Source organism: Aeromonas oralensis, from assembly GCF_049665575.1.
In the GTDB taxonomy this organism is placed as follows: Bacteria; Pseudomonadota; Gammaproteobacteria; order Enterobacterales; family Aeromonadaceae; genus Aeromonas; species Aeromonas hydrophila.
Genome location: NZ_CP187186.1, coordinates 1,708,315 through 1,733,733 on the forward strand (window position 1 = coordinate 1,708,315; position 25,419 = coordinate 1,733,733).

Consider the following 25,419-nt stretch of genomic DNA (forward strand, 5'->3'; position numbering starts at 1 on the left):
GATTGTCGATTTCCTAGCAGGGCGTCGCGGACTCAGGGCTTGACCTGACCCAGTCGGGTGAAGAAGTGCTGACTCTTGCGCTGGTGGAAGTGGCTCTTCTTGATGGAGTGAAACACCAGCTTGCTGTCTGGATGGCTTGCCTTGAGGCGATGGATCATCGCCATGGCAGGCAGGCCGGTACTCACCAGGGTAGTGAGCGGCAGGCTCTGGGTCTGCGGCCCCAGCAGCTGGTTGAGCCCCTGCTGGGCCTGCTCGAAGCGGGTCAGAACGGCGGGCTCTGCGTAGCCGCTGCCCAGCATGGCGAGCAGGGCATCGAGCGCCTGATTAAACTCGGCCAGCTGCTGGCGAAAGCCGCTGCGACTGCGCAGGGCAATGAGCTCTGCAAACGGGATGTCGACCAGGTGAGTGGGCACTTGCAGCGGGATCTCGAGGTGGAAGCAATCCTGCCCCCCCCGGTTGTGATAGCGGGATTCAAGCAGGTGCAGCAGCCGGTCCAGATAGTCGTGATCGGTGATGAGGGCCCCCTCATTGGCGAGTGCCCACTCGCGGGCGAGCCGCATGGAGAGCAGGTTGGCAAAACGCCGTGCCATCCTGAACCCGCCCTCTTCCCGGCTGGCAAAACCGTGTGCCAGGCAAAAGCCGTGCAGCCGCTCCAGCCCTGCCTGGGCCGGGCAGAAGCAGTCGTGGTTGGCTGGCGTGCGCCAGCGACCGATCAACTCCTTGTTGCCAAACACCTTGTGACGCACGAAGTCGGGGGCGAGCAGGCTGCTCAGCTGACTCTCCAGCTGGGGAGTGATGGCGGCAAAGAAGGCGGCATCCGGCCGCTCGGCCAGCAGGTCCGTCTCCTGTTCGAGCGTCTGCAGCAGGGCGGTGAGGCCGCTCTTCTCACTGACGGTGAAGACGAAGGCGAGCCGCTCCAGATAGAGCAGGGCAAACTTGAGCCAGAGCTCGTCGCGCACTTCCATGCCGGGGTAGTAGATGTAGGTCTTCATCGAATGGGTCTGTGGTCAGGAATGTTGCCGGGACGCAGGTTCGGGAATATACGCAAGATTGCCTTGGTGCGGCAAACATTGCGTGGGGGAATGTGAGCAAACGCTCATCCAGTAGGCGCTGGCCACAAAGTTCTGATATAATTCGCGCCCTTAAATCAAGGTCACCCGAGTCATTACCATGAAGTTCATTATCAAGCTGTTCCCGGAAATCACCATCAAGAGCAAGTCGGTTCGCCAGCGTTTCATCAAGATCCTGCAGGGCAATATCCGCAATGTCCTGCGCCGCTTCGACGACGATGCCCGGGTGCGGATGGATTGGGACAAGCTGATCGTGAGCTCGCGTAATGACCAGTTCCGTGAACAGGCCATCGAAGCCCTGGCCTGCATTCCCGGCATTCAGGCCTTCCTTGAGGTGCAGGCCAGCAAGTTTACCGACCTGCACGACATCTTCGAGCAGGTGAAAGCCGTGTGGGGTGACCAACTCGAGGGGAAAACCTTCTGCGTGCGCGCCAAGCGCCACGGCAAGCACGAGTTCTCCTCTCTCGAGATTGAGCGCTACGTGGGAGGTGGTTTGAACCAGCACTGTGAAAGCAACGGCGTGCGCCTCAAGAATCCGGATGTGAAGATCAACCTCGAGATTGACGGCGAAGAGCTCTTCATCGTCAGCGCCATCCATCAGGGGCTGAGCGGCATGCCCATCGCTACTCAGGAAGATGTGCTGAGCCTCATCTCCGGCGGTTTTGACTCCGGTGTGGCCTCCTTCCAGTTCATCAAGCGCGGCTGCCGGGTGCACTACTGCTTCTTCAATCTGGGTGGCGCCGCTCACGAGATCGGTGTCAAGCAGGTGGCCTATCACCTGTGGAACCGCTTCGGCTCTTCCCACCGGGTGCGTTTCACCGCGGTGGACTTTGAGCCGGTGGTGGCCGAGATCCTCGAGAAGATCGACAACGGCCAGATGGGGGTGGTGCTCAAGCGGATGATGATGCGTGCCGCCGCCAAGGTGGCCGACGAGTTCCAGATCCCGGCGCTGGTGACCGGCGAGTGCGTGGGTCAGGTTTCCAGCCAGACCCTCACCAACCTGAACGTCATCGACCGGGTGACCGACAAGGTGATCCTGCGCCCGCTTATCACCTGGGACAAGCCGGACATCATCAGCGAAGCCCGTCGCATCGGTACTCTGGAGTTCGCCGAGACCATGCCGGAGTATTGCGGTGTTATCTCCAAGAAGCCGACCGTGAAGGCCGATTTGGCGCGCATTGAAGAGGAAGAGGGGAACTTCGACTTCGCCATTCTGGACAAGGTGGTGGCCGAGGCCCGTTACCTCGACATTCGTCGCATCGGTGAAGAGACCGCTGCCGAGGTGCAGGAAGTGGAGACTACCGCCGAGAGTGGCGACAACGAGGTGATCCTCGATATCCGCGCCATGGACGAGCACGACGAGAAGCCGTTGCAGGTGGAAGGGCGTGAGGTCATGCATATCCCCTTCTTCAAGCTGGCCACCGCCTTTGGCGATTTGCCCAAGGAGAAGACCTACCTGCTCTACTGCGATCGCGGCGTGATGAGCAAGCTGCAGGCGCTCTATCTGAAAGAGAAGGGCTTTGCCAACGTCAAGGTGTACCGTCCGTAATGTGACGTTCAAGCATGCATAAAAAATCCGGCCAATGAGCCGGATTTTTTATTTCACTCGGTAGAGAGGGCCTGCGTTAAGGGCAGGGTACCGGGGTAAAGGTGGATTGCCCCTGGCAGCGCCACCCCATCTCAGCCTGGCGCATCTGCCACAGGTTGTTGCTGCGAAACAGGGTCAGGATGTAGATCATGTCGCTCTTGGTGCCGTCAAGGGCAACGGAGAGCACCAGATCGTTGTCCAGCTGTTGTGCCTGGATGCGACTGGGGATGTCGCTATGGCCAACAAAACGCAATGCCACTTCACGATAGTCATTGACCCAGCTCTGCTGGGCAGTGCTTGCCTGTCGGATCTGCTGGTTGAACTGCTGCACCGGGGTGGAAGCCAGCCGTCCAAATAGTACCTGCGCTTCGGCCTGCGCCGTTGCCACATTCATCAAGAGCAGTGATGTGATGAGTCCAAGTTTTTGCATGAGGGATTCCGGCTTACAACACTGAATCCTATGACAACAGAAAAGCCTGCTTGGTTCAACGCAACCTGGCCAGGAGTGCGACTCGCCCCCTGGCCACGGCATCAATTGCGCTGCAGGGAGAAGGTGGGCAGTGACAAATGCCAATAGATGGCCGCCACCCGCAAACCGAACACCGCCGTCATGCAGATGAGCATGGCGGTCACCCGATCCACGTTTATCTCCAGTGCCAGGGTATAGAGGATGCCCCCCAGGATGCAGGCGGTGGCATAGATCTCTTTTTGCAAGACCATGGGCACTTCCCGGGCCAACACGTCCCTGATCATGCCGCCAGCCACCCCTGTCATGGTGCCCATCAATACAGCTATCAGCCCTGATGTACCAAAGTTGAGGGCCTTTTGCGCCCCGATCACGGTAAAGAGTGCCAGCCCGAAGGCGTCGGCGACCGGCAGCACGTACCAGGGCATGCGGCGGGGCAGCTTGACCATCCACATGCCGATGAGCGCCGTGGCAATGATCACCCAGATATAGAGAGGGTCGCGTACCCAGAAGACGGGGGTGGCCCCCAGGATCATGTCGCGGATGGTACCGCCCCCGATGGCGGTGACTGCCGCCAACACCATGACACCAAAACCGTCCATCCTGAGGCGGCCCGCCACCAAAACCCCCGAAAACGCGAATACCGCAGTACCAAACATGTCGCTGATGTAAACAATCTGCTCAACCAGTGTCTGCATGGAGAACAACTCACGTCCAATTGTTGATGGGGCCGCGATTTTAGGGGGGATTGTGGCGTCTGACCAATGGCTGCCTGCAAGAAGTGGGAGCCAGACCAAGTTTTTGCTGGCGGTGATGTTGCTGGCCGTCGTCATGGTATCTGAACGGTACCAGATGGCCAGCCAGGTTCACGCTGCCTCGCCTATCGCCCTCTGTTGCTTGCCTAGTGAACTTAGCGGGAAGAACAGAGCATTTTTTTCCTCAAGTTCAACGAGAACATGCCGATAAATAGGGTAAGCGGCGTTAATGCGATGAAGCGTTGAAAATAATGCTAAAGACATCGAAAGAGAGGCCGTTAAATAAGACGCATCGAACAGGAAAGACAATAAAGTTCGAGCAAATTAGATAGTAAATTTAATAGCTTAGGAGAATGGTCATGGGTCTTTATATCAATACGAACGTTTCATCGCTTAACGCTCAGCGTAACCTGATGAACACCAACAAATCTCTGGATACATCCTACACCCGTCTGGCATCTGGTCTGCGCATCAACAGCGCCAAAGACGATGCTGCCGGCCTGCAGATTTCCAACCGTTTGACCTCCCAGATCAATGGTCTGGATCAGGGCAACCGCAACGCCAACGACGGCATTTCCGTCGCCCAGACTGCTGAAGGCGCCATGGATGAAATCACCTCCATGCTGCAACGGATGCGTACTCTGGCACAACAGTCCGCCAACGGCTCCAACAACACCGATGACCGTACCGCGTTGCAGCAAGAGTACTCCCAGCTTATGACAGAAATCGACCGGGTGGCCAAAGATACCACTTTCGGTGGCCAGAACCTGCTCAAGGGGGTTATGTAGGCTCCTTCCAGGTGGGCGCCGATGCCGGTCAGACCATCACGTTCCGGATGACCACTGCGTTCAGTATTTCGGGTATGGCCTCTGCGACCAGTGGTAGTGCAACTGTAGCGACCACGACTACCGGCGAGCCTTATACCATCACCAAGACGGCAGGGACTCCGGTCAGCTCTACCAGTATGTCGACCATTACTGCGGCAAGCTCTGCCCAGTCGGCCATGGCCAACCTGGATTACATGATCAAGGTGGTGGACAGCAAGCGTGCGGAGCTGGGTGCGGTGCAGAACCGGTTCGATTCGACCATTCGCAACCAGGCGAACGTCTCTGAAAACGTCAGTGCCGCGCGCTCACGGATCCGCGATGCCGATTTCGCGACAGAGACCGCCAACCTGACCAAGCAGAACATTCTGCAACAGGCTGCCTCGACCATACTGTCCCAAGCAAACCAGCGTCCGCAGTCAGCACTCTCCCTGCTGCAGGGCTGATAAAAGAAAACAGGGCGGTTGTTCAGGCCGCCCTGGTCAAGAGATGGAACAAAGGGGTGTTCGGTTCGCACTCTGTTCTATCGGGAGAGAATCTATTCTCTACTAGTAAAGCCAAGTGTTGTACAGCTGTTCAGTTCTGTCACGCTTGGTCATATTCTCCTGAGCGTATGCTCGTTTTAGGCCGGATTTTCCGGCCTCTTTTTTATTGTGCCGTCAAATTGACGCCACTCCCCCATAGCAAAGCACAAACTGTGCCAAATATGTTCATTCATCCCTCCAAGTTGGTTTCAGGTCTGGTGCCGTGTCCAAGGACATGGGGGGCCTGCCGTTTGCCGCTTGCCGGATAAAACTTGCCGCCTTCGGCAATTATTTTCCTAAAGCTTGTCGCTCTGCAGCCGTTAAATAAAGTGAAGCAATCGAGGGGTGTTCGGAATCCAACGTTTGCACTACTGCGGGTGGCCTGTCCGTTCAAACAGACACCCGCCAGAAGAATCAGGCTCGTTCAACCTGTTCTTCTAACGGTGGGACGCCGCTTTGGCGGCGCAACCCGCAGTCGCATGTTCTTCGGGAGAATATTTTATGGCCATGTATATCAACACGAATACTTCATCACTGAACGCCCAGCGTAACCTGATGAACACCAACAAGTCCCTGGATACGTCCTATACCAGACTGGCTTCCGGTCTGCGTATCAACACCGCCAAGGACGATGCCGCCGGTCTGCAGATCTCCAACCGTTTGACCTCCCAGATCAACGGTCTGGATCAAGGTAACCGCAACGCCAACGACGGTATCTCTGTTGCCCAAACGGCAGAAGGGGCCATGGATGAGGTGACCAGCATGCTGCAACGCATGCGTACGCTGGCACAACAGTCCGCCAACGGCTCCAACAACACCGACGACCGTACTGCGCTGCAGCAAGAATTTGACCAGCTGACTACCGAGATCAACCGTATCTCCAACGACACCACCTTTGGTGGTCAGAAGTTGTTGGATGGTAACTACAAAGGTTCGTTCCAGGTAGGTGCTGATGCGAGCCAAACCATCACCTTCAAGATGACCTCTGCTTTCACCATCAGCGGTATTGCATCATCAACCAAGGGCAGTGCGACCGTTGCGACCAGCGCCACTGGCGAGCCTTACACTGTGACCAAGGGTACGACAGCCGTAACCTCTACCAGTGTGAGCAGCATCAAGGCAGCAAGTTCGGCTCAGCTGGCCATGGCGAACCTTGATTTCATGATCAAGGCAGTTGACAGCAAGCGGGCAGAGCTGGGTGCGGTGCAGAACCGCTTCGACTCGACCATTCGCAACCAGTCCAACGTTTCCGAGAACCTGAGCGCAGCACGCTCTCGTATCCGCGACGCAGACTTTGCGACCGAGACGGCCAACCTGACCAAGCAGAACATTCTGCAACAGGCGGCGTCCAGCATCCTGGCGCAAGCCAACCAAAGACCGCAATCTGCTCTGTCCCTGCTGGGTTAACAGAAACGCAGTGATGAGATAGAAAGAGGAGCGACGATATGGCCAATGAAATTGGGATCCCGTCATCGGTCACTCCTTCTTCTCTTCAGTCAAGTAGCAAGAGCGGCCAATCGGCCGCTCAAGTGCTATCTGGCACGACGGAAGAGCAGCGGGTGACGGCACAGGATGTGAAAAAACAGCAAGCGGGACAGCCTGGTGAAAAAAACGCCAAACAGGATGTGCCTCAAGCAGACATTGAAAATGAGGTCCAAAAGTTGCAAGAGTTCAGCAAGTTGCAAGGCTGGACCGTCAATTTCAGTGTTGAAAAGGATCTGGATCAGGTGGTGATCAAAGTTGTCGACGCCGAAACCAAGTCAATGATCCGGCAAATCCCGAGTGAAGAGTTGCTGGCTATCAGCAAACGAATTAAAGATCTGCGTGAGAGTGATGCGACCGGAGGCGGTTCACGCGCCGGGTTGCTGCTCGATAACGAGATCTGATATGAAAACTTAAGAGGAGAGTGAGTATGCCCACCATTACGTCTGCAGGTGCCGGCTCCGGACTCGATTTGGAGTCAGTGATTGCTGCCAGCGTCGATGCCAAAAAAGCACAGCTGATGCAGCCCATCACCACCAAGAAGACCAACACTCAAATCACTCTCTCCGGTGTGGGGCAGCTGAAATCTGCCATCGCCTCTTTCGTGACTACCCTGCAGGCGATGGCGAAAGATGATGCGTTCAACAAACGCTCCATCAACATTACCCAGGACAAGGACAAGCCTGTGCTCAAGGTGGAGAGCAAGGCAGGGGCCTCGAATGGGCAATATGACATCAGCGTCGAACAGCTGGCAAAAACCAGCAAATTTGACGGTACCTTCGACTCGTCGACCACACCTCTTATCACCCAAGACGGAAAATTGACGTTCAAGGCTGGCGACAAGACCTTTGATGTTGATGTCAAAGCTGGCGATTCGCTGCAATCCATTCGAAAACGCATCAACAATGACGCAGACAACTTCGGTTTGAGCGTCAACATCATGAATACCTCCGATGGTAAATCCAAGCTGATGATCGATTCCGGGGTCAGCGGCAGTGGCAAGGATCTGCAGATCACCGGCAACACCACGGAATTGACCGACAATCTGGTCTCCAAGTTGACCAAGCGCCAGGATGCTCAGGATGCCAAGATCAAGGTGGATGGCAACACGCTGACCAGCGCGACCAATACCTTTGATGGCACCATCGTTGGGCTCAAGCTGACTGTGCTCAGAGAGTCGGACAGTACGACCTCTACCGATGCAGATGGCAATCCGGTCAAGAACTACAGCTCGAACAAGGTTGATGTGAGCACCGACAAGGCCGGCATTAAAGACATGGTCAAAAGCTTTGTCGATGGCTACAACGCCCTGGTGAAGAAGAGCAATGAGCTGGGCAAACGCAACTCCATCGTGGCGGGAAAAAGCCAGAATGATGGCGGGGCCTTGGCTGGTGACGCGACAACACGCGCCGTGATCAACATGATGAACGGTGCCATTACCGAACCCTCAAAAAAATCCTCAACCTATTCCACGATTTTCCAGATGGGTGTGAAGATGGACAACAAAGGGGTTCTCTCCATTGATGACACAAAGTTCAGCGAGGCCATCGACAAAAACTTCGATCAGGTGGTGGCCGTTTTTGGCGGCAAGGATGGGGTGGCAGGTAAACTGGCCGGACAATTGGAAACCTACTCCAAAACCGGGGGCTTGTTGGCCAAGCGGGAAGATACGCTGAATTCGGATTTGCGTGAAGTGAGCCGAAAGGAGTCGGATGTCGCTTCCCAGCTGACCAAGTATCAGGAGACCCTGCGTGCCCGTTATGGCAGCCTTGACACTATGCTGGCCAAGATGAACAAGTCGGCTTCTTATCTCAATCTGCTCAATACCAAATCGAATTAATACGTAGTCAGGAGTCGTGTCTCGTATGTATCGGAAAAATATCAAGGCCTATACCACCCAGAATCTGCAGTCCGAGCTGGCAGTAGCAGATCCCTACCGGGTGATCCAGCTGTTGATGCAGGGCTGTCTCGAGCGACTTGCCCAGGCCCGTGGTGCCATCGAACGCCGTGATTTCGAGGCAAAGTCCCAGTCCATCTCCAAGACTATGGCGATCATCAACGGTCTACAGGACTCGCTGGATCTCTCCTATGGCAAAGTGCCTGAAGATCTGTTTGCACTTTACGACTATATGAAGGTGCGCATGATGGATGCCAGCCGCGATATGGACATCGCAGCCATTGATGAGGTGATGACCCTGATGCTGACCGTCAAAAGCGGCTGGGATGCCATTCCGGTGGAAGAGCGTGACAAGGCCATTGCCCAGCAAAAAGCGGGCAGGACGGAATGAGCGATGCCATTTTGTCCGGATTGATGGCTCACGGTAACCAGCTGTTGCTGCTGCTGGAGAGAAATGAGTTGTCGGCAGCTGAGGTACAAATGGATCACTATCTTGATGCTTTCGATGGCGTGTTTCGGCAGTTCCCCGTGGAAAGCCACCTTGATATGGAACAGCAGCAGGCTCTGTTGCAGTTTCAAATGATCCATGAGCGAATTGCGAGCGCCAGGAGTCTGGCAGAAGATGAATTGCGCCAATTCTCCAAGGCTGGGCGAGCAACAAGCCTTTACAAGTCGAATGCGGGTTAAATATCGAATGGATTTTAATAAAAACATAGAAAGTGCAGAGGAAGAGCTGTCCCGTCTTGCAGTTCAAAAAGAACAGGAGGCCGCCATGCTGACGGTGTTGCCTGTTCGTCATCAGCTTAATATGGCCGCCTTTGAAAAATACATGCCAGGGATCCATGCATTTTTCAAAGAGTACCAGCCAACCAGACCTTTTCGGTTTTTCTGTAATGAAAATGGCATTCCAAATATTTTGTGGCTTGATGACAAGGTTTCCCTGTATGGGGATGATCCCTTTGCCGAAGCACAAGCCCAGATTGCCGAGGTGATCGAACAGAGCGTATTGCAATGCATCGACTTTGTCCCCCAATGGTATCTGGAAGGCCAAATTCATATTGCCTACAACAATGCCATTTCAGAGCTCAAAGAGAATGCTTCCCTTGAGGGATTACCGCTTCGCAAGGCGCTGGATGCTGATATTCCCTTGTCATTCATGTACGGGATCGGACTGGGTTATCAGCTTGGCTATCTCTATGAGAAATGCAGGATCAGAAATCTGTTTGCCTTAGAGCCCGACCTCGATATGTTTTATGCCTCGCTTTATTGTTTCGACTGGCACCAACTTCTCGAATATATGGAACAGGAGTCGCTGAGCCTGCATCTTTTCATCGGTGTGGATGAGCAACTGCTGGTGGCAGACATGATGGAAGCGTTGCATCGCAAGGGGGCATTCTGGTCGGCGAGCTATTTCTCATTCTGTCATTATCACTCACCCAAGCTGCATGCCTTGATCGATAAGGCTGAGGGGGAGCTTTATCTGCTCAAAACGGGCTGGGGCTTCTTCGATGACAATATTTATGCGCTGGCCCACAGCCACACTCATCTGCAGGATGGTACGCCGTTCCTGAAGCGGGAGCGTGATACCTCACTGGCCGAGCAGGTACCGGTATTCGTGGTCGGTAATGGGCCGTCGCTGGATCAGAGCATCGATTTTATTCAGCAGCATCAGGGACAAGCCATCATCATCGCCTGTGGTACCGCCGTCAGTGCCCTGCACAAGGCGGGCATCAAGCCTGACATATACGTGGCGGTGGAGCGAACCAAGAGCTCGGCAGATTTCCTGCGCATTCTCGGTGCGGATGATTTTCTCAAGAATGCAGTATTCCTCAGCGTCGATGTGATCCACCCTGAGTGCAAGACCTTTTTCCGCAAAACGGGGCTGACTTTCAAACCTAATGAACCCATGTTTGCCATGCTGGCCAGCCGTTTGGGGCAGGCTTTCGAATATGAGTCCATTGAATTTTCCAACCCCTTCGTTGGCAATACCGGTCTCAACTATGCAGCCCTGCTCGGTTTCAAGCAGGTATACCTGTTCGGGATAGACAATGGCTACAAGTATGCAGACAAGCATCACTCCAGTCTGAGCCTCTATTACAACGAGAAGAAAGAAGCCAAGTACGACGAAAATCTGAAGGATACTTTCCCGGCTCCGGGTAATTTTGGCGGGGAAGTGCGGATCAACCACCTGTTTGGTCTGGCCATTCATAATATGGCGCGTGTGCTGACTGGCCATCCGGATATACGCTGCCTGAATTGCAGTGATGGTGCTTATATTGACGGTGCCATCCCCCAACCGGTTGATGCTCTGCAAATCAGCGGCCCTGAGCTGGATAAAATCGCTCTGCTGGATGAACTGATGGCGCGCAGCTTCCAACCGTTCGATATGACCAGTATCGACTTCAATGCCGCACTCAACGTACCGCTGTTTGACGATTTGCTGGAGAAGTTACGTACCGACTGGCAAACGGTCAAATACCAACACAATGAGATATTGGCCATGATGCAGCGTCATCACGATTATCTTCTTTATTTGCTGATGAGCCGTGATTGTCATCTTTATCGCATTTTGATTGGCTCGATGAACTATTTCTACGCCAACATCATTGGTTTGATGATGACCCTGCTTGACGCTACTCCTGAAAAGTTCGAAGCCAAGATAAAAGAGGCCGAGACTATCCTGGAGCGGTTCTTTGATGATGCGAAGCCGATTTATGCCGATGCCTTCCAGCGTCACGATTCTGTTTATTTCGTCGGGCTGGATATCTTCAAGCAGAAGTAACGGCTATCCTTCATCACATCTCTGCTGAATAAAAAAACACCGGCTCTGGCCGGTGTTTTTTTATTGCGAAAATGACCAAGCTGCGCGTTTTACAGGCTTGGCAATTGTGCCTCTTCAATGGCATGGCATATCTGCTCCACGGCGTTGAGCGCTCTTGGGGTGAAACGGTGCAGCTCATCCGAGTTGATGAGCTGCAGGCGCTGATGGCGGACGGCGTCCAGATTGGGCCACTGTTGCCAGTGGCGCAGAGCGTCGGGGTCTTGACTCCCAGCCAGGATCAGTGCCGGATTGGCCTTGATCACTTGCTCTAGGCTGACCTGAGGGTAGGGCGTGCGGGCAGTTGCCATCACGTTTTCCCCGCCGCACAGTTCGATGGCCTGGGCGGGCCAGGCCTTGCCGCTAACGCTGGTGAGCGGTGGATACCAGAGCTGATAAAACACCTTGATATGTTTGGGCTTGCCGTAGCGCTGCCCAAGTGCGGCCAGGCGAGCAAGATAGGCATCGGCCTCGGCATTGGCGGTTTGTTCCACCCCCAAGGTTTTTCCCAGCGCCCGCATCTCGGTGGCGAGGGAGGCAAAGTCGGTCGGTTCTGAATAGAACACCGGGATCCCTAGCTGCTTGACAGGGGCCAGCATACGGGATTGGGCGGAGCGCCAGGCGACGATCAGGTCGGGCTTTTGGGCCAGCAGGGCTTCCAGATTGATGCTGCGGTAATTGGCCACCTGGGGCAGGCGTTTGACCTCGGGCGGATAATCGGAGGCATCGTCGGTGGCCACGATGCGATCGCCGGCGCCGATGGCAAACAGCAGTTCGGTCAGATGAGGAGTGAGGCTGACGATGCGTGTCGGTGTCCCGGCCAGCAAGGCGGGCGACACGCACAACAGGCAGAGCAGGGGGAGCCATCTAGCCATGCAGGTGTTCCAGCACAGTGAGCAGCAATGCCAGCGCCAACCAGCCCCAACCGGCTTGTTGCAGGCGGTTGAGCAGGCGCAGGGCCGTGCCGGCATCCGGCTCGGCGGCGGCGTCAAACACGGGGAAACGGATCAAGCAGCCCTGATAGTAACGGGGGCCACCGAGCTTGCAGCCCAACGAGCCGGACAGCAGCGCCAGCAGAATTCCCATGGCGGGATAGGGCCAGCGTATCGCCGTGCGCAGCCGGCTTGCCAGCTGGCGCAGCTGGGTCAGGCACAAGGGCAGTGCCAGCAACAAGATGGCAGGGGTGCACAGAGCCTGATAGAGCACGGCGGCGGCCCGGCCAAAGTGGGCAAAGGCTGGCTGTTTCGGGCTCCAGCCCTGATTCATCAACTGGGCGAGGCGCCACAGCAGGGCGCCTTGAACTCCCGCCAGGGCAAATCCCAGCAGAGGGCCGGCCCACTGTCCTATCAGGCGCAGGGCGCAACTTTCGCTGACAGCCTTGGCAAGCCCCATCAGAGAGAGCTTGCCGGTATCGCGCCTGAGCCAGGGGGAGGCCTGCAGCCGGGCCACCACCAAGGTATCCTGGTCTGTCAGCGAGCGAGTGGCACGGGCCAGCTCCCGCAGCGGACGCGATTCCAGCATCAGCAGCAGAAACAGCAGGTCGAACAGCGGCTCCGAGAGCGAGAGATTGCGCACCGCCCAGAGTCCGGCGGCGCAAGGCAGCCAGACAATCAGCATGGCCAGCAGACCGGCCTGCAATTGCTGCCCGGGGGCACCGTCGGGGCGGCACACCTTGTGACCCAGCCGGGTCAGCAGCGGCACGACGGCGGAGAGGCGATAGTGGGCCGGCCAGGGCACGATGGCCTCCAGCAGGGCGGCACCGAGCAAGATGGCCGCCGGAGTGGCGACCATCTGTTCCAGCGTGGTGAGTGGGATCACAGCTTGCCGAGCATCTTGATGATTACTTCGGCGGAGTGCTTGCCGGCCACCTCGATGAAGGCATCGAAAGATTCAACCTGTTCCTTGCCGGCGATATCGGACATGGCGCGCACCACCAGATAGGGCACCTTGAACATGTGGCACACCTGGCCGATGGCAGCGCCTTCCATCTCGACTGCCAGCATCTGCGGGAAGTCTGCACGGGCTTTGGCGATGGCGTCCGGCTTGCACATGAACTGATCGCCGGTGCAGATGAGGCCGACTTTGGTTTGATGCTTGCCCTGCTCGGCGATGCAATCCTGGGCGACAGCGATGAGCGTCTCGTCGCAGGGGAAGGCGGCCGGTTGCTGCGCCATCTGGCCCATCTCGTAGCCAAAAGCGGTGACATCCACATCGTGGAAGCGCATCTCGCTGGCGATCACCACGTCACCGATGTGAAGGTCCTGGGCAAAGCCGCCGGCAGAACCGGTATTGATGACGTAGTCGGGGGCGAATTTTTCCAGCAGCAGGCTGGTGGCGACGCTGGCGGCCACTTTACCGATGCCGGAGCGGGTCAGGATCACTTCTTTGCCTGCCAGGGTGCCCTGATAGAACTCGCAGCCGCCCAGTTGCAGGGTGGTCGGGTTGCTCATCTGGCTGCGCAGCAGGGCCACTTCCTGTTCCATGGCGCCGATAATACCTACTTTCATCACTCACCTCGTCTTGATGGCCATGCGGCCGAATAAGTTGCTGTGGATCATAACAAAAGTTGGCAATGGCGCCGAGCATTCCGATGCTGCGCGATGTGAAGGGGCGCTTAAGGGTAGCGCTTGGCCAGATCCGCCAGCTCGCCGCTCTCCGCCAGCCGTTGCAGGGCATTGGCGAACAGGGCCAGCCGGGCAGGGGAGGTGCGCTGGTAAAACAGGATATAGAAGGGGATGGTTTCCATGGCGGTGGGGAGGATACGAATTTGGCCGCTCAGATGGTGGCGCAGCAAGTCGCCCTCGAAGCCGGGTGAGCGGTAGTAGACGAAGCGCCCTCGTTTCATCAACAGCTTGTCGTAATTGGCAGCACTGTTGATCCCGCCGCTGTCGATGATGAGCCCCTGCAGGGCCTGCAGCCGTTCGATGGCGCCGCTGCCGTGATTGATGAGGATGATGCCCTTCTCGCCAAGGGCCCTGACGTCATCCCACTGGTGGATCTCGACCGGATCATCGCTGCGTACCGCCAGGTGGTAGCGCACGGTGAAGATGGGGGGCTGCAGATAGAGGAAGTGGTTGCGACGGCCCGGGTTGTCGCCCACGCCGCAGATGAAGTCGAGCTGGCCGAAACGCACCTGTTTCTCCAGCCGCTTGAGGGGCACAAAGCGCTGATCGCCCTGGATGCGCAGGGCGGGCTCCTGGCGTTCCAGTAGCCGAAACAGCTCGACGCAGAATCCTCCGATGCGGCCATCCGCCATCTGGGTGTATTTGGGGGCGGATTCGGGTTGCGCCGCCGTGCGATATATTTCGGTGGCAGAGACGACCCGATGAGCGACTGCCAGCAGACAACCCAGCATCATCACCCGGAATATCATGTCATGCTGGCCCTCGACCTGTGGGGAAATGCGACGTTGCCCGCCGATGTCACGGCGCTAGTGCTGAAACATTACGCCATATATCAGAATCTTATCAACCAAGCGCCGTATCGAGGGTCATCATCAAGGCAAACCCGGCCATCAGGCCTAGGGTGGCGTGGGTCTGGTGGCCGTTGCGGTGAGTCTCGGGGATCACCTCGTGGGAGACCACGAACAGCATGGCACCGGCGGCCAGTCCGAGGCCAATGGGATAGGCGATGGCCAACCCGCTGGAGAGGCCGACGCCGAGCAGCGCCCCGAGCGGCTCAAGCAGGCCGCTGCCGATGGCGACCAGCACGGCTTTGCCGGGGCGAAAACCGGCGGCGCACATGGCGAGCGCCACCGCCAGCCCTTCCGGAATGTCCTGCAAGGCGATGGCAGTGGTGAGCGGGAGACCTACCGACATGTCACCCTGCGAGAAGCTCACCCCGATGGCCATCCCCTCCGGCAGGTTGTGCAGGGCGATGGCGAACACGAACAACCAGACCCGGGAGCAACTCTCGTGACCGGGACCACAGGGGCCGGTCTTGTCATGCTCATGGGGCGTGAATTGATCGAGCCCCAGCATGAGGAGCACCCCGAGGGTCATGCCTGCCACCACCACGGCCGCGGCGAGAAAGCCGTTGCCGGTGAGCCCCTCTGCCGCCTCGAGCCCTGGCAGCAGCAGGGAGAAGGCGCTGGCCGCCAGCATCATGCCGGCGGCAAAGCCCAGCATGCTGTCTTCCACCCGTTGGGGGACCGAGCGCAGAAAGAGGGCAGGCAAGGCCCCGAGCGCGGTGGCGGCAAAGCCGGCCAGGCCGCCGAGCAGGCCGTAGCGAACGCCGGGGCTGATGTCGCCGGCGGCCAGCATCACCAGGCTCTGCAGCAGCAACAGCACGACGGCCGCCAGTGCAACGAGCAGGCCGATGGCGATCACCGGGCGTGCCCGCAGTTGCTCGCGCAGCTGGGCAGACCAGGAGGAAAGGGGCAGGGCCGACGCGTTATCCATGAAGATCACCTCTCTTGCTTGATGGCGGGGACGGCGAGGCGCCATCCGGGGACTCTTGCATTACAGCGAGCCGGGCCTGACTTGTCCATGCCGGTGCATCGATTGCATTCATCGGCTAACTATTTGAAATGATTTGGTCGCCTTGAATAGTTTGTGATGAAGATCAGGTTGTATGGAAAAACAACTTGCTTTGTTGCGGCAAAAGCTGGTGAAGGAGTAGGCAGGTTTGTGGTAAAGTGCCGCCCTCGCGAAACCCACCCTTCCCTTGGTCTTTCGCAACGTCCCATCTCCCGTCAGGAAAGTCCGGGTTACCAGTTCATACGGATGTGATCGCCACTGTGCACCTGCTTGTCAGCAGTCGAGGATCACCAGCCACCATGTTTTACAAAAATCTGTCTATCGGCAAAAAGATTGCCGTGGTCTTTGCGGTCATTGCCGCCGTCAACGTGATATTCGGTATTTTTCTCTCCAGCGAGCTGCGCGGCGTGCGCGATCGCGTGCTGAATTTTACCGACTCCACCCTGCCGAGCGTGCTCTCGGTCGAGAACCTGCTCTACGACGTATCCTACGTGCGCCGTGCCCAGTTTGCCCTGCTGATGGTAGATGACGCCACCGATCTGCAAGCCCGTCGCGGCCGGATCCAGGCCAGCGTCCAAAAGGTCGAGCAGGCCTTTCGTGCCTATGAGGCCACGGTCGGTGCCGACCATGAGCGCCAGGTGTTCAACCGCGCCAAGCAGGAGTGGCAACGCTATCTGAACTCGGTCAATGTGGTGGATCAACTGCTGGTGCAGGGTCAGCTGGCCCAGGCCAAGGATCAGCTGTTCCAGTCCAACCCCATTTATGGCGAGTTGGAGCAGGCGGTCAACGGTCTGGTGGCAGTGAACCTCGGTTTCGTGAAAGAGAACCGTGGCAGCCTGCTTGACAGCGTCAACATGGTGACCAGTTTTGCCATGGTGAGCATCGGCAGCCTGCTGCTGTTCATGGTAGCCATGACCTGGTTCCTGACCCGCCAGATCTGCCTGCCGCTGCAGGCCGTGGTGGCGCAGGCCAACGCCATCGCAGCCGGCGATCTGACCCATCAGCTGGATCGCCAGCACATCGGTCGCGACGAGCTGGGCATGCTGGCCAAGGCCTCCCTCAAGATGCAGGACAACCTGCGCGGCCTGATTGAAGAGGTGGTGGCGGCTGTGACTCAGCTGGGTGCCGCCATTGAAGAGGTGAGCGCCGTCTCCGAGCAATCGGCACAGGGGATCCAGAGCCAGCAGCAGGAGATCTCGCTGGTCGCCACCGCCATGGCTCAGATGAAGGCCACCGTGGCCGATGTGGCGGGCAACACCGAGACCGCATCCGAGTCGGCCAGCTCCGCCAATGCCTTGGCACGCCGTGGCAATCAGGATGTGCAGAGCTCGCTGATGTCCATTACCCGGGTTGCCGAAGAGATTGAACAGGCGGGCACCCTGGTTACCGAACTGGAGCGTGAATCCGCTCAGATCAACGTGGTAGTTGACGTGATCCGCGGCATCGCCGATCAGACCAACCTGCTGGCACTCAACGCCGCCATCGAGGCTGCCCGCGCCGGCGAGCAGGGCCGCGGTTTTGCGGTGGTGGCCGACGAGGTACGTACCCTGGCGGGGCGCACCCAGGCCTCCACCGGCGAGATCGTAGCCATCATCGAAACCCTGCAGGCACGTGCCAACCAGGCCAAAGAGGTGACCGGCCAGAGCTGCGAGATGATCCGCCAGTGTGTGGAGCAGAGCGAGCAGACCAGCAACGGCATCCAGCAGATTGAAGAGGCGGTGGCCCAGATTGCCGACATGGCCATTCAGATCGCCAGCGCCTGTGGCGAGCAGGATGCGGTCTCCGATGAGCTGGGTCGCAACGTGGAGCGGATCAACGAATCTTCCAACGAGGTCGCCGTTGGGGCCGATCATACCGCCCGCGCCTGCCTGGAGCTGAGCCAGCTGGCCGCCGGTCTGCGTCAGACCATCGGTCGTTTCCGTCTGGCGTAATGCTGCTGCGCGCCAGGGAGGGCGACACAACCGCTGCCTGCATGGGCAGGCACCCAGACAACCCGGCTCAGGCCGGGTTGTCTGTTATTGGACGGTGGCCACGCTCTGGGACATCTGGTTTGCAATGAAGGGAGAGCAAAGCGAGTTCCGTGAACGGTGCGGCAAGCTCGCGACGGCAGAAGCCGACAGCCAGGTCGATGTGAGAGCAGCCTGAGGGGCGAGGCCGGATGGTGGCGCTGCGCGGTTCGGAGGGGGTCGCATCCTCGTGCCGTGTTGAAGATATAGCTAGCAAAGGGCCACCCTGGCTGGGTAACGGATGCTGCCACCCCGATGGAATAGGTAGGGCAATGGCGTTTAGGGATATGGGCGTACACAGGCACGCGTTCCTTGCTGGCGGCCATAAAAAAACCCGGCCTTGGCCGGGTTTGTGGTACGTGCGCTGCGCGAGGCTGGCTTATTTGGCCAGGGACTCCGGCAGGTTTTCACGGATCTTGCCGAGCATCTCTTTCAGAACGCGCGGGTTGGCAACCACGATGTTGCCGGAGTTTTCGTAGTTGTGACCACCGATGAAGTCAGTGACGATGGCGCCAGCCTCTTTGGCCAGCAGCTCACCGGCTGCGGTATCCCAGGGCTTCAAGCCGATTTCCCAGAAGCCGTCGACGCGACCGGCAGCTACGTAGGCCAGATCCAGCGCGGCAGAGCCGGCACGACGGATGTCGGCACACTCGATGAACATGCTCTGGAACATCTTCAGGTACGGCTCGATGTGGTGCTTCTGCTTGAACGGGAAACCGGTGGCCAGGATGGTGCCGGCCAGTTCTTTGGCCTTGCCGACACGGATGCGATAACCGTTCAGCTGGGCACCGCTACCACGGGTAGCAGTAAACAGCTCGTCACGGATCGGATCGTAAACAACGGCTTGTTCAGTCTTGCCCTTCACGCGCAGGGCGATGGAGACGGCAAAGTGCGGAATGCCTTTGACCAGGTTGGTCGTGCCATCCAGTGGGTCAATGATCCATTGGTAGTCCGGATTGGTACCGGTAATCTCGCCAGACTCTTCAGCCACGATGCTGTGTTCCGGGTAAGATTTTTTGATGGTGTGAATGATGGCCGCTTCGGCTTCACGGTCAACGTTGGTCACGAAGTCATTGCTGCCTTTCTGGATAACCTCGATGTTCTCGGGTTGAGAGAAGGCTTTTACTACTACTTGACCGGCGTTGCGCGCAGCGCGCACGGCGATATTCAGCATCGGATGCATAGGTTCACCACTGGATGTTAAAGAACGGGGGAATAAAAGGACGCGGTATAATACCAGTCTTCGCGAGAATGGCAACCGTTATACGCCATCCCCCCAGCCTTGGCGACTGCCAGATCTGACGGCTCCAATATAGGCTCCTTTTGGTCTAGTCTTATGGGCAGCAGCCGAATAACAGGCTGCATTGAGCATAGGGACGTGGATCATGAATTTGTCATTAGTCAGTCAAAAACCGTCGGCAATCACTACCCAGGGGCTGCTGGCTGCCTTGCGCGCATCGACCGGATATGGCGACTACTTCAACGAGGTGAGCATTGCCCAGCCTTGCCAATGGCAGCCAGGCAAGGAAGAGGCGGCGATCTTGCTGCTCGATGGCGATGCGGCCTGGCCGGAATTTGCCTGGCAGCGCAACAGCGATACGTTCGGCTTGCCGGTGTTGCCGCTGCTGATGCGCAAAGGCGATGCGACTCTCACCATTCAGGGGCCGGACGTGCGTGACCCGCGCTTCTACTTCGTCTCAAACGGCATAGTGCTGGACGAGTCTGAACTCGCCGATCCCGCCTGCAGCCGGGTGCTGCTGAGCAAACTGGAATCCTACTTCCCGCTCTTGTCCCGCCTGATCCTGCTGCGCCAGCGCCAACCCATGGGGCTGTGCAACTAGTCGCGCTCTTCCCTGCGTCCGGGCTGTTCAAGCGGCACAATATTTGTCATAAGGGGCAGGGAAACATTTTACGCCAGTCGTTGGCATGAATGTTCCAAGAAACAGGGAGGCATTTTACACCAGACTCAACAGTAACGAGAATTTCAAAAGGCTCTCTTTGGAGCTTTTTTCGAGGTAACAATTAGTTACCTATAGATGGCTTACTGGATGTTCATGGTAGCAATATGGATCGAGACGAGATTTATATGAAAACATGGATGAAGTCGATGAGGCTGATTTATATACAAAATGACCCTTTTGGATCTCTTTGTGTTGGTGAGTTCCGTGGAGCCTTCCTAACTTGAAGCCATTATGTAAGATCCTGGGCCTCCGATGGGCTTGATCGCCCATTCGTCGCATGCAGTAGAACTAACAACACCAAAGGCATTTTTGGATCTAGCTAATCAGTTTATTTTCATTTAAAAAACAGTTGCTTATGCATTTTGTAGAAGAGAGTGAAAAGCCGCAACTGCAAGCAGTTGAGGCTTTCCCACGTAGTCACGAGTCCGCGAGTGACTACTGATGTACGTATGTATAAGCAGGTATCTGTTGAATTTCTGTATTAAAAATGTACTGCTACAGAAAGTCGGCAGTAGTCAATCGTACTCGCTGCACTCGTTACTCATGACTACATGGGAAGAACTCCTTACCGCAAGCGGCAGCGGCGTTCTTCATTGCCTTTTGATTGATCAGAACTGAAAAGGTGGGAATAACTCCCTATAATATATAAGGTATTAAATCCCACTCATTCCTCGTATCCACTACGCAGCCTTCCTCAGTCCGGCTGTAGACTGGTGCTTCTCGTACCTCTCCATGAAGATCTCCCGTTCCCAGTCAGTACAGCTAGCATTGGCTCCTTTGAACATCCACTTCCTGAACTCCTCCAAACTTGGGTTCTTTTGGAGCTTCCTTCTACAGCGTTCAGAAGCGGCGGCGTCCAGCTTGAACTGCTTCACAGGTGCACCGACAGGTTTCTTGATGGGGTTATCTGATGGGAGCTGTAGGTCAATGTGCTTGATGTTTGTCCCTAGTGCTTCTGCTTGATCGCGGTCGAGAACATAGACTCGTTGAGTTTGGGTTGAACTGTACTCCCTGCTACACCCCCTCAGTACGAATTGATGCATAGCCTCGTGTTCCCTAGAGCTAATGAACTCGTTATAGGTAATGCCGAATAAATGTTCAATGTGTGCAGCTTCGGCGGGACTCGGTTTGAGAGTCGCAAGCCAGACACAGGCTTCATATTTTCTAAAGTCATTCAAGCCACGAGCTTCTACACTGATTTTTTGCCCTAGCAGCTCGTATGCCTCCCCGCGAACGTTCTTGCGTTTGTCGTCAGAGTTGTTGTGGGTGTAGTAGTAATCAGCACCTAAATTTGTGCGTAAGTAGTCATAAATTTTGGTTAAGCACTCATTGTTATCATTCTTCCAGGTCGTTGATGCTCGTGTGTGCTCCAGAAAGTAGAAGATTTCTAGGCGATCATCCAAAGGGACAGTTCTTTCTTGTACATAGGGTAGTGTGATTTGTCTGAATAAGTGCTTGTGTGCCTTGTAGATCATGGAGTTAGTGAAGTTCGCTCCAATGAAGGTCATATCTAGGTCAGCATCTATGTACTTCTGCAAATCTCGCCAAGCAGTGATGTTCAATTGGGACTTTGAACTGTCATAAAACCAGCTCGAATCCATGAAGAACTGGTCATTATCCTGAATAATGTCGAGAGTTTTTCCCACTGTAGTTGTTATATCGCCCGAAAAATCACGCTTTGTTCCTATGCAGTACTGCTCGCTGGATTGTCCCTTTTTCGCTTTCTTACTGGTGGTCATGTCATAGGGGGCCAGCTTCAACAACTCATCTTGGACTAGTCGCTTTGCTGCTGGTGTGGCGTCGTTGAGAGTTATATGAGAACTGAAAGTTACAACGTCATCCAGATAGATTTTGAATTTTTTCAGTAGCTTAGGATCTAGTTTAAAGAAGATTTTATCACTAATTATCAGTGCTTTGTGGCTGATCTGGGGGGCTCGTAGGTAGTCCAGAACTGCTTGTAGAATGTCATGGCAGTAGTTCTGCGAGTCCTTATCGCTGACTAAGGTGTGGGCTCCATCGATCTTTGACGCCACATACTCTTGCATCTTGTTAGTGCCGAAAACGAGAATGAAAAATTGATCGGGTTTTGAGCTGTTTATCTCTTTGATCAGGGCTGTTGTTTTGCCAGCTCCACAGCCATAAGCCGCAAACTTAAGCTTATGAAGGTGTGGGAACAGTAGATCGAAATTTATTAGAATGGAGTGTTTTATTGTTTTTATTTTCATGAGATACCTTTTTATACATCCCAGTAAATCATTGTTTACTGGTGATTTTTCACTCATGCATACGCATACAGAGAAACTGTAGGGCTGGAGGCTCTAGGGTTTGATATGGCGTAGCATGGGTGCCATTAATTTGTAACACATGCAGGGGGGAGGATTTCAAAAATCACAGATAGTCGCGTTAATGCGATGGTCTTGATAGAAGGAAGAGTAAGGGAATAGGATGAATTCCCTCTGAGCCCTGCTTGTTGTGTTGACCTAGACTGACTGGCCTTCACTCCCCAAAAGTATCAGACCCCAGCCCCACGGCTGTTGAATTGAAAAGTCCAAGGAATCTCATACTTAGAACAGAAATCAGCCTGTTTTTATCTGCACTGGTTAAAAATCATCTGAGCCACTGGAATCACATTTGATGTGGCACAACTGGAAAATGTCAAGATATATTTTATCTTTTTGTGATTACCCACGAGTCTCAGATGTGAATTAGTAAGATGGCTCAGTGGTTCGCGGGTAAGGTGAATCGGCCGGGGGAAAGCAGTCTTGAAACTCAGTATATATGCCAGCCATTTTACCGGCCTCTGCTGGTACGCCAGCCAGGATCAAAAGCAGATTACCTGCAATCCCCAGCAGCCCATTCGAGAGTCGGATTTGCATCAGAACCAGCTCAGGCGGGAAGCCTTTGCCATGACGATTCACTGCATGGATTCCACCGTGCACAAAAGAGCTCAGAGGCCGCCACGAGTAATGTTTGAACTCCTTGAGATGAGCCACTGGTGCATGTGGTGCCTTCTCTTCGATTGCTTCTAGCATTTGGCTGAGCATCGGAATTTTGTTGGCTTGCTTAGCAGTATCCTGCGTGAGCTCAGCGAGCATCAATTCAGCTTGGCTGTCTGTTGCAACATAAAGCACCCAAAGAGAACGAACCAGCGACTCATACTGCACGCGAAGTAGGGCTGCGGCTGATGTATGTAGGCCTGCTGCCACTAGATACTTCAAGCTTTGAGCATGTTCAAAGCTAAGGCTAGCAAGTGCCCTAGCAGCCTGTAGACGACTGGAATCATTTACCAGCGGTAACGAGATGAAGTCAGCTAGTCGCTCCTCCAATACCGCAGAACGTGCAAGCAACTGATTAAAAAGCATATGGGCCTACCTAAAACATTTTTTAACAGATCATTTGCAAATTTAAGGCTATCCCAACTCTCAACAGCAGAAAAGCGTTTCGTGATAACCCATCAAACTCAACCATTCTGAGTAAACGGCAATTACTGATTTGATAGAGTGTGATCCCGGTTGAAAAAGACACTAGAGGAAAATCTCTTTTGAGTACTCCCTAGTGATACCGATCTGCCGAGTCTCGTTTAGTATCATTTAGATATTGAAACAATCTATACGATACAGTATCATTTGCCTAATTTAAACGATACTCAATGGCCGACAGGGGTAAGAACATGATTTTTGGGTATGCTAGAGTCTCAACAAAAGATCAAAGCCTTGAACGCCAATTAGCAGTCTTGGAACCTGTTTGCGATAAGATCATTTCTGAGAAGGAATCGGGCAAGTCCACCAGCGAAAGGCCAGAACTGCTGAACCTACTTTCACACCTCCGTGAAGGCGATACCCTTGTTGCCCATTCCATTGACCGCCTTGCACGCAATACCCGTGATTTACTGGAAATGATAGATAACCTTGTTGATCGAGGCATTGTCGTTCGCTTCCTGGCTAACGGGATGAGCTTTGACAACTCCCCGCAAAGTCGTCTGATCCTGACCATGATGGGTGCTGTTGCGGAGTTCGAGCGAGGCATGATTGCTTCAAGGCGTAATGAAGGCATAGCGATTGCTAAAGAGGCTGGTCGGTACAAGGGAAAGCAGAAGAACAGGGAACTACACAGCAAGATCACTGAAATGCTCTTGGCTGGGAAGAACACACCTGATGAGATCGCGAAGCTGTGCGACTGCGGTAGAGCAACAGTGTTTCGTGTCAAAAAGGAAATGATGAGTACAGAACAGGGATGATATCTAAAGAAAAAGGATATGTGGAAAAGTAACCACATATCCTTTTGTTATTTGAGTGTTAACTTTCGGATCTATCAAGAACTAAGTAGCTTGGCTGGCACATACTTCCACGTTCTTGGAGCCAGTAATAATCCATGTCAGCCACTCGAACATTTAGCCCAGAATCCACACGGTTAATTTGTAAGCGTAGACCTGCCATTTCATTGTAGGACAATCCCGATTTGACGATGTACTTGTACTGAACACCGCTTTCCTGTTCGAAATTTTTTAAGAAAGGAGTCATGTGCTGCTGAACTTCTTTTAGGCACACAACCTCATTGCCAATCTTGAATGGTGGTTCAATTTTACCAGATGGTACAGTCGTTGCTAATGCATTACACGATGCTGATATGGTTAATGAAAGTAAAAGTCTTTTTATCACAATGTGTGCTCCATTGGGATCGGATTTGAAATTATGAATATGAATTCTTGTCCCTGAATATATAATGGATTATCCAGACAAAAATCCAAATCCCCCCAGTGAGTAGAGCCATAATGCCATGAGCTATGTGTGGGAATTTCTTTGCTTGGGATGATGAATTTTGTAAGTTGTTGTTATTGCTAACCACGATATTGGAGTTGTTCTTTTCCCTCATGAGTCTTTCAATGTCTCGCATCTGGGGATCTATTATCTCACCGCAGTGCTTACATTTCTTTGCCTTAGCTGCGATCAATTCATTGCAGTAGATGCAATTGATCTGGTTTTCATTTTTATCCATATCTTAAGTCCAGTTAGTAAATGCAGTTTTCCCTAAGAGACTTTGATTACATTACCTTTTCCATCGACGGTAACTTTTATGTTCTTCGAACAATTTCGGCATTGACCAATACCTGTTCCACTCTTAGCGACACCAGTCTGAACGGTGGTGGTGCTGCGGCAGTGTGGGCAAGCGATAGTGAAATAATTTGCCATAGTTTATTCCTTGTGATGGTCGAATGATTTATATCTTTCAGGCCAAATGATATGAGAAGCCACACCTATATAGTCAGCGATAATCTGCTCACCTTTAGGCCAGTGCCGCTCAAGTGCGTTATACAATGTCCTTTCATGCAGACCATTTGTCCTAGATAGCTGTGCCAGCGTTCCCCCCTTCTTCTTAATTGCTGCAAGTATGTCTGCTCTATGCCAGTTCTTGGTACTGGCATCCTGCTCCTTTTTCTGCGATTCTTTAGGATTATGAATACTCATAATGATCACTCGTTACTTACATTGAGCACATGATTGATCATCATATGGAACATGTCAAACCCAAATAAGGAACTTTTGTTCCCTT

Annotated in this window: 24 protein-coding genes and 1 pseudogene; 11 read left to right on the top strand and 14 right to left on the bottom strand. The window is 54.6% G+C overall.

Annotation, left to right across the window (positions count from 1 at the left end; all coding sequences use genetic code 11):
• Positions 1 to 32 precede the first annotated feature (32 nt).
• Positions 33 to 992: a hypothetical protein gene (locus ACPDZI_RS08165; RefSeq protein ID WP_438834325.1), complete on the bottom strand. Its 960-nt coding sequence runs from the start codon at positions 990 to 992 to the stop codon at positions 33 to 35.
• 178 nt (positions 993 to 1,170) lie between these two features.
• Between ACPDZI_RS08165 and thiI the strand changes: the two genes are divergently transcribed.
• Positions 1,171 to 2,619 carry a tRNA uracil 4-sulfurtransferase ThiI gene (gene thiI / locus ACPDZI_RS08170; protein ID WP_438834326.1) on the top strand — a complete coding sequence of 483 codons (1,449 nt, stop codon included), beginning with the start codon at positions 1,171 to 1,173 and terminating at the stop codon, positions 2,617 to 2,619.
• 76 nt (positions 2,620 to 2,695) lie between these two features.
• Here thiI and ACPDZI_RS08175 read toward each other — a convergent pair whose 3' ends face one another.
• Positions 2,696 to 3,088: a hypothetical protein gene (locus tag ACPDZI_RS08175; protein WP_039214967.1), complete on the bottom strand. Its 393-nt coding sequence runs from the start codon at positions 3,086 to 3,088 to the stop codon at positions 2,696 to 2,698.
• A gap of 101 nt (positions 3,089 to 3,189) precedes the next feature.
• A complete protein-coding gene (locus ACPDZI_RS08180) occupies positions 3,190 to 3,822 on the bottom strand; it encodes a trimeric intracellular cation channel family protein (protein ID WP_438834327.1) in 633 nt (210 codons plus the stop codon).
• 416 nt (positions 3,823 to 4,238) lie between these two features.
• Between ACPDZI_RS08180 and flaA the strand changes: the two are divergent.
• The 7 genes and pseudogenes from flaA (at position 4,239) to ACPDZI_RS08215 (ending at position 11,388) form a co-directional block, all read left to right on the top strand.
• Positions 4,239 to 5,149: pseudogene (gene flaA, locus ACPDZI_RS08185) on the top strand (flagellin A).
• A gap of 579 nt (positions 5,150 to 5,728) precedes the next feature.
• Entirely contained in the window at positions 5,729 to 6,634 is a 906-nt protein-coding gene (gene flaB, locus ACPDZI_RS08190; protein WP_065478065.1) for a flagellin B, read from the top strand.
• Positions 6,635 to 6,672: 38 nt separating this feature from the next.
• On the top strand, positions 6,673 to 7,113 hold the full coding sequence (locus ACPDZI_RS08195; protein ID WP_207136939.1) for a flagellar protein FlaG: 441 nt from the start codon (positions 6,673 to 6,675) through the stop codon (positions 7,111 to 7,113).
• A 26-nt stretch (positions 7,114 to 7,139) separates the two neighbouring features.
• Positions 7,140 to 8,549, top strand: a complete 1,410-nt coding sequence (fliD, locus tag ACPDZI_RS08200; protein WP_146061858.1) for a flagellar filament capping protein FliD — start codon at positions 7,140 to 7,142, stop codon at positions 8,547 to 8,549.
• A 25-nt stretch (positions 8,550 to 8,574) separates the two neighbouring features.
• Positions 8,575 to 8,997, top strand: a complete 423-nt coding sequence (gene fliS / locus ACPDZI_RS08205; RefSeq protein WP_043166537.1) for a flagellar export chaperone FliS — start codon at positions 8,575 to 8,577, stop codon at positions 8,995 to 8,997.
• Positions 8,994 to 9,293, top strand: a complete 300-nt coding sequence (locus ACPDZI_RS08210; protein WP_323945636.1) for a hypothetical protein — start codon at positions 8,994 to 8,996, stop codon at positions 9,291 to 9,293. The genes fliS and ACPDZI_RS08210 overlap by 4 nt, the downstream gene beginning before the upstream one ends.
• 7 nt (positions 9,294 to 9,300) lie before the next feature.
• Positions 9,301 to 11,388 (top strand): motility associated factor glycosyltransferase family protein, encoded by a 2,088-nt coding sequence (locus tag ACPDZI_RS08215; RefSeq protein WP_438834558.1) that lies wholly within the window; start codon positions 9,301 to 9,303, stop codon positions 11,386 to 11,388.
• A gap of 89 nt (positions 11,389 to 11,477) precedes the next feature.
• On the opposite strand, the gene ACPDZI_RS08220 is transcribed toward ACPDZI_RS08215, so the two are convergent.
• From ACPDZI_RS08220 to ACPDZI_RS08240, 5 genes are all read right to left on the bottom strand, one after another.
• A complete protein-coding gene (locus ACPDZI_RS08220) occupies positions 11,478 to 12,299 on the bottom strand; it encodes a cobalamin-binding protein (protein ID WP_438834328.1) in 822 nt (273 codons plus the stop codon).
• Complete coding sequence (locus tag ACPDZI_RS08225; protein ID WP_438834329.1) at positions 12,292 to 13,242, bottom strand: cobalamin biosynthesis protein; 951 nt, start codon at positions 13,240 to 13,242, stop codon at positions 12,292 to 12,294. Before ACPDZI_RS08225 ends, ACPDZI_RS08220 begins: the two co-directional genes overlap by 8 nt.
• Positions 13,239 to 13,931, bottom strand: coding sequence for a 5'-methylthioadenosine/S-adenosylhomocysteine nucleosidase (mtnN, locus tag ACPDZI_RS08230; RefSeq protein ID WP_024946103.1), 693 nt, complete (start codon positions 13,929 to 13,931; stop codon positions 13,239 to 13,241). The genes ACPDZI_RS08225 and mtnN overlap by 4 nt, the downstream gene beginning before the upstream one ends.
• 107 nt (positions 13,932 to 14,038) lie before the next feature.
• Entirely contained in the window at positions 14,039 to 14,797 is a 759-nt protein-coding gene (locus tag ACPDZI_RS08235) for a substrate-binding periplasmic protein (protein ID WP_043118914.1), read from the bottom strand.
• A gap of 94 nt (positions 14,798 to 14,891) precedes the next feature.
• Entirely contained in the window at positions 14,892 to 15,824 is a 933-nt protein-coding gene (locus ACPDZI_RS08240; protein WP_024946105.1) for a ZIP family metal transporter, read from the bottom strand.
• 377 nt (positions 15,825 to 16,201) lie between these two features.
• Here ACPDZI_RS08240 and ACPDZI_RS08245 point away from each other — a divergent pair, with 377 nt between their 5' ends.
• Positions 16,202 to 17,833: a methyl-accepting chemotaxis protein gene (locus ACPDZI_RS08245; RefSeq protein WP_168965570.1), complete on the top strand. Its 1,632-nt coding sequence runs from the start codon at positions 16,202 to 16,204 to the stop codon at positions 17,831 to 17,833.
• A gap of 454 nt (positions 17,834 to 18,287) precedes the next feature.
• Here ACPDZI_RS08245 and suhB read toward each other — a convergent pair whose 3' ends face one another.
• Complete coding sequence (suhB, locus tag ACPDZI_RS08250; RefSeq protein ID WP_408754151.1) at positions 18,288 to 19,091, bottom strand: inositol-1-monophosphatase; 804 nt, start codon at positions 19,089 to 19,091, stop codon at positions 18,288 to 18,290.
• Between the two features lie 202 nt (positions 19,092 to 19,293).
• On the opposite strand from suhB, the gene ACPDZI_RS08255 reads away from it, so the two are divergent.
• On the top strand, positions 19,294 to 19,749 hold the full coding sequence (locus ACPDZI_RS08255; RefSeq protein WP_076359740.1) for a hypothetical protein: 456 nt from the start codon (positions 19,294 to 19,296) through the stop codon (positions 19,747 to 19,749).
• Between the two features lie 800 nt (positions 19,750 to 20,549).
• On the opposite strand, the gene ACPDZI_RS08260 is transcribed toward ACPDZI_RS08255, so the two are convergent.
• Positions 20,550 to 22,094, bottom strand: coding sequence for a hypothetical protein (locus ACPDZI_RS08260; RefSeq protein ID WP_438834330.1), 1,545 nt, complete (start codon positions 22,092 to 22,094; stop codon positions 20,550 to 20,552).
• 480 nt (positions 22,095 to 22,574) lie between these two features.
• Positions 22,575 to 23,231 carry a DUF6988 family protein gene (locus tag ACPDZI_RS08265; protein ID WP_438834331.1) on the bottom strand — a complete coding sequence of 219 codons (657 nt, stop codon included), beginning with the start codon at positions 23,229 to 23,231 and terminating at the stop codon, positions 22,575 to 22,577.
• 287 nt (positions 23,232 to 23,518) lie between these two features.
• Here ACPDZI_RS08265 and ACPDZI_RS08270 point away from each other — a divergent pair, with 287 nt between their 5' ends.
• A complete protein-coding gene (locus tag ACPDZI_RS08270; protein ID WP_438834332.1) occupies positions 23,519 to 24,106 on the top strand; it encodes a recombinase family protein in 588 nt (195 codons plus the stop codon).
• Between the two features lie 58 nt (positions 24,107 to 24,164).
• On the opposite strand, the gene ACPDZI_RS08275 is transcribed toward ACPDZI_RS08270, so the two are convergent.
• From ACPDZI_RS08275 to ACPDZI_RS08285, 3 genes are all read right to left on the bottom strand, one after another.
• Positions 24,165 to 24,527, bottom strand: a complete 363-nt coding sequence (locus ACPDZI_RS08275) for a hypothetical protein (protein ID WP_438834333.1) — start codon at positions 24,525 to 24,527, stop codon at positions 24,165 to 24,167.
• Between the two features lie 31 nt (positions 24,528 to 24,558).
• Positions 24,559 to 24,864: a hypothetical protein gene (locus ACPDZI_RS08280; RefSeq protein WP_290041962.1), complete on the bottom strand. Its 306-nt coding sequence runs from the start codon at positions 24,862 to 24,864 to the stop codon at positions 24,559 to 24,561.
• A gap of 197 nt (positions 24,865 to 25,061) precedes the next feature.
• A complete protein-coding gene (locus ACPDZI_RS08285) occupies positions 25,062 to 25,334 on the bottom strand; it encodes a helix-turn-helix domain-containing protein (RefSeq protein WP_438834334.1) in 273 nt (90 codons plus the stop codon).
• Positions 25,335 to 25,419: the final 85 nt, after the last annotated feature.

Bases quoted from the DNA above. Each gene is read 5' to 3' on its own strand.
- ACPDZI_RS08165 (WP_438834325.1), bottom strand. From the start codon at position 992: ATGAAGACCTACATCTACTACCCCGGCATGGAAGTGCGCGACGAGCTC.
- thiI (WP_438834326.1), top strand. From the start codon at position 1,171: ATGAAGTTCATTATCAAGCTGTTCCCGGAAATCACCATCAAGAGCAAG.
- ACPDZI_RS08175 (WP_039214967.1), bottom strand. From the start codon at position 3,088: ATGCAAAAACTTGGACTCATCACATCACTGCTCTTGATGAATGTGGCA.
- ACPDZI_RS08180 (WP_438834327.1), bottom strand. From the start codon at position 3,822: ATGCAGACACTGGTTGAGCAGATTGTTTACATCAGCGACATGTTTGGT.
- flaB (WP_065478065.1), top strand. From the start codon at position 5,729: ATGGCCATGTATATCAACACGAATACTTCATCACTGAACGCCCAGCGT.
- ACPDZI_RS08195 (WP_207136939.1), top strand. From the start codon at position 6,673: ATGGCCAATGAAATTGGGATCCCGTCATCGGTCACTCCTTCTTCTCTT.
- fliD (WP_146061858.1), top strand. From the start codon at position 7,140: ATGCCCACCATTACGTCTGCAGGTGCCGGCTCCGGACTCGATTTGGAG.
- fliS (WP_043166537.1), top strand. From the start codon at position 8,575: ATGTATCGGAAAAATATCAAGGCCTATACCACCCAGAATCTGCAGTCC.
- ACPDZI_RS08210 (WP_323945636.1), top strand. From the start codon at position 8,994: ATGAGCGATGCCATTTTGTCCGGATTGATGGCTCACGGTAACCAGCTG.
- ACPDZI_RS08215 (WP_438834558.1), top strand. From the start codon at position 9,301: ATGGATTTTAATAAAAACATAGAAAGTGCAGAGGAAGAGCTGTCCCGT.
- ACPDZI_RS08220 (WP_438834328.1), bottom strand. From the start codon at position 12,299: ATGGCTAGATGGCTCCCCCTGCTCTGCCTGTTGTGCGTGTCGCCCGCC.
- mtnN (WP_024946103.1), bottom strand. From the start codon at position 13,931: ATGAAAGTAGGTATTATCGGCGCCATGGAACAGGAAGTGGCCCTGCTG.
- ACPDZI_RS08235 (WP_043118914.1), bottom strand. From the start codon at position 14,797: ATGATATTCCGGGTGATGATGCTGGGTTGTCTGCTGGCAGTCGCTCAT.
- ACPDZI_RS08240 (WP_024946105.1), bottom strand. From the start codon at position 15,824: ATGGATAACGCGTCGGCCCTGCCCCTTTCCTCCTGGTCTGCCCAGCTG.
- ACPDZI_RS08245 (WP_168965570.1), top strand. From the start codon at position 16,202: ATGTTTTACAAAAATCTGTCTATCGGCAAAAAGATTGCCGTGGTCTTT.
- suhB (WP_408754151.1), bottom strand. From the start codon at position 19,091: ATGCATCCGATGCTGAATATCGCCGTGCGCGCTGCGCGCAACGCCGGT.
- ACPDZI_RS08255 (WP_076359740.1), top strand. From the start codon at position 19,294: ATGAATTTGTCATTAGTCAGTCAAAAACCGTCGGCAATCACTACCCAG.
- ACPDZI_RS08260 (WP_438834330.1), bottom strand. From the start codon at position 22,094: ATGAAAATAAAAACAATAAAACACTCCATTCTAATAAATTTCGATCTA.
- ACPDZI_RS08265 (WP_438834331.1), bottom strand. From the start codon at position 23,231: ATGCTTTTTAATCAGTTGCTTGCACGTTCTGCGGTATTGGAGGAGCGA.
- ACPDZI_RS08270 (WP_438834332.1), top strand. From the start codon at position 23,519: ATGGCCGACAGGGGTAAGAACATGATTTTTGGGTATGCTAGAGTCTCA.
- ACPDZI_RS08280 (WP_290041962.1), bottom strand. From the start codon at position 24,864: ATGGATAAAAATGAAAACCAGATCAATTGCATCTACTGCAATGAATTG.
- ACPDZI_RS08285 (WP_438834334.1), bottom strand. From the start codon at position 25,334: ATGAGTATTCATAATCCTAAAGAATCGCAGAAAAAGGAGCAGGATGCC.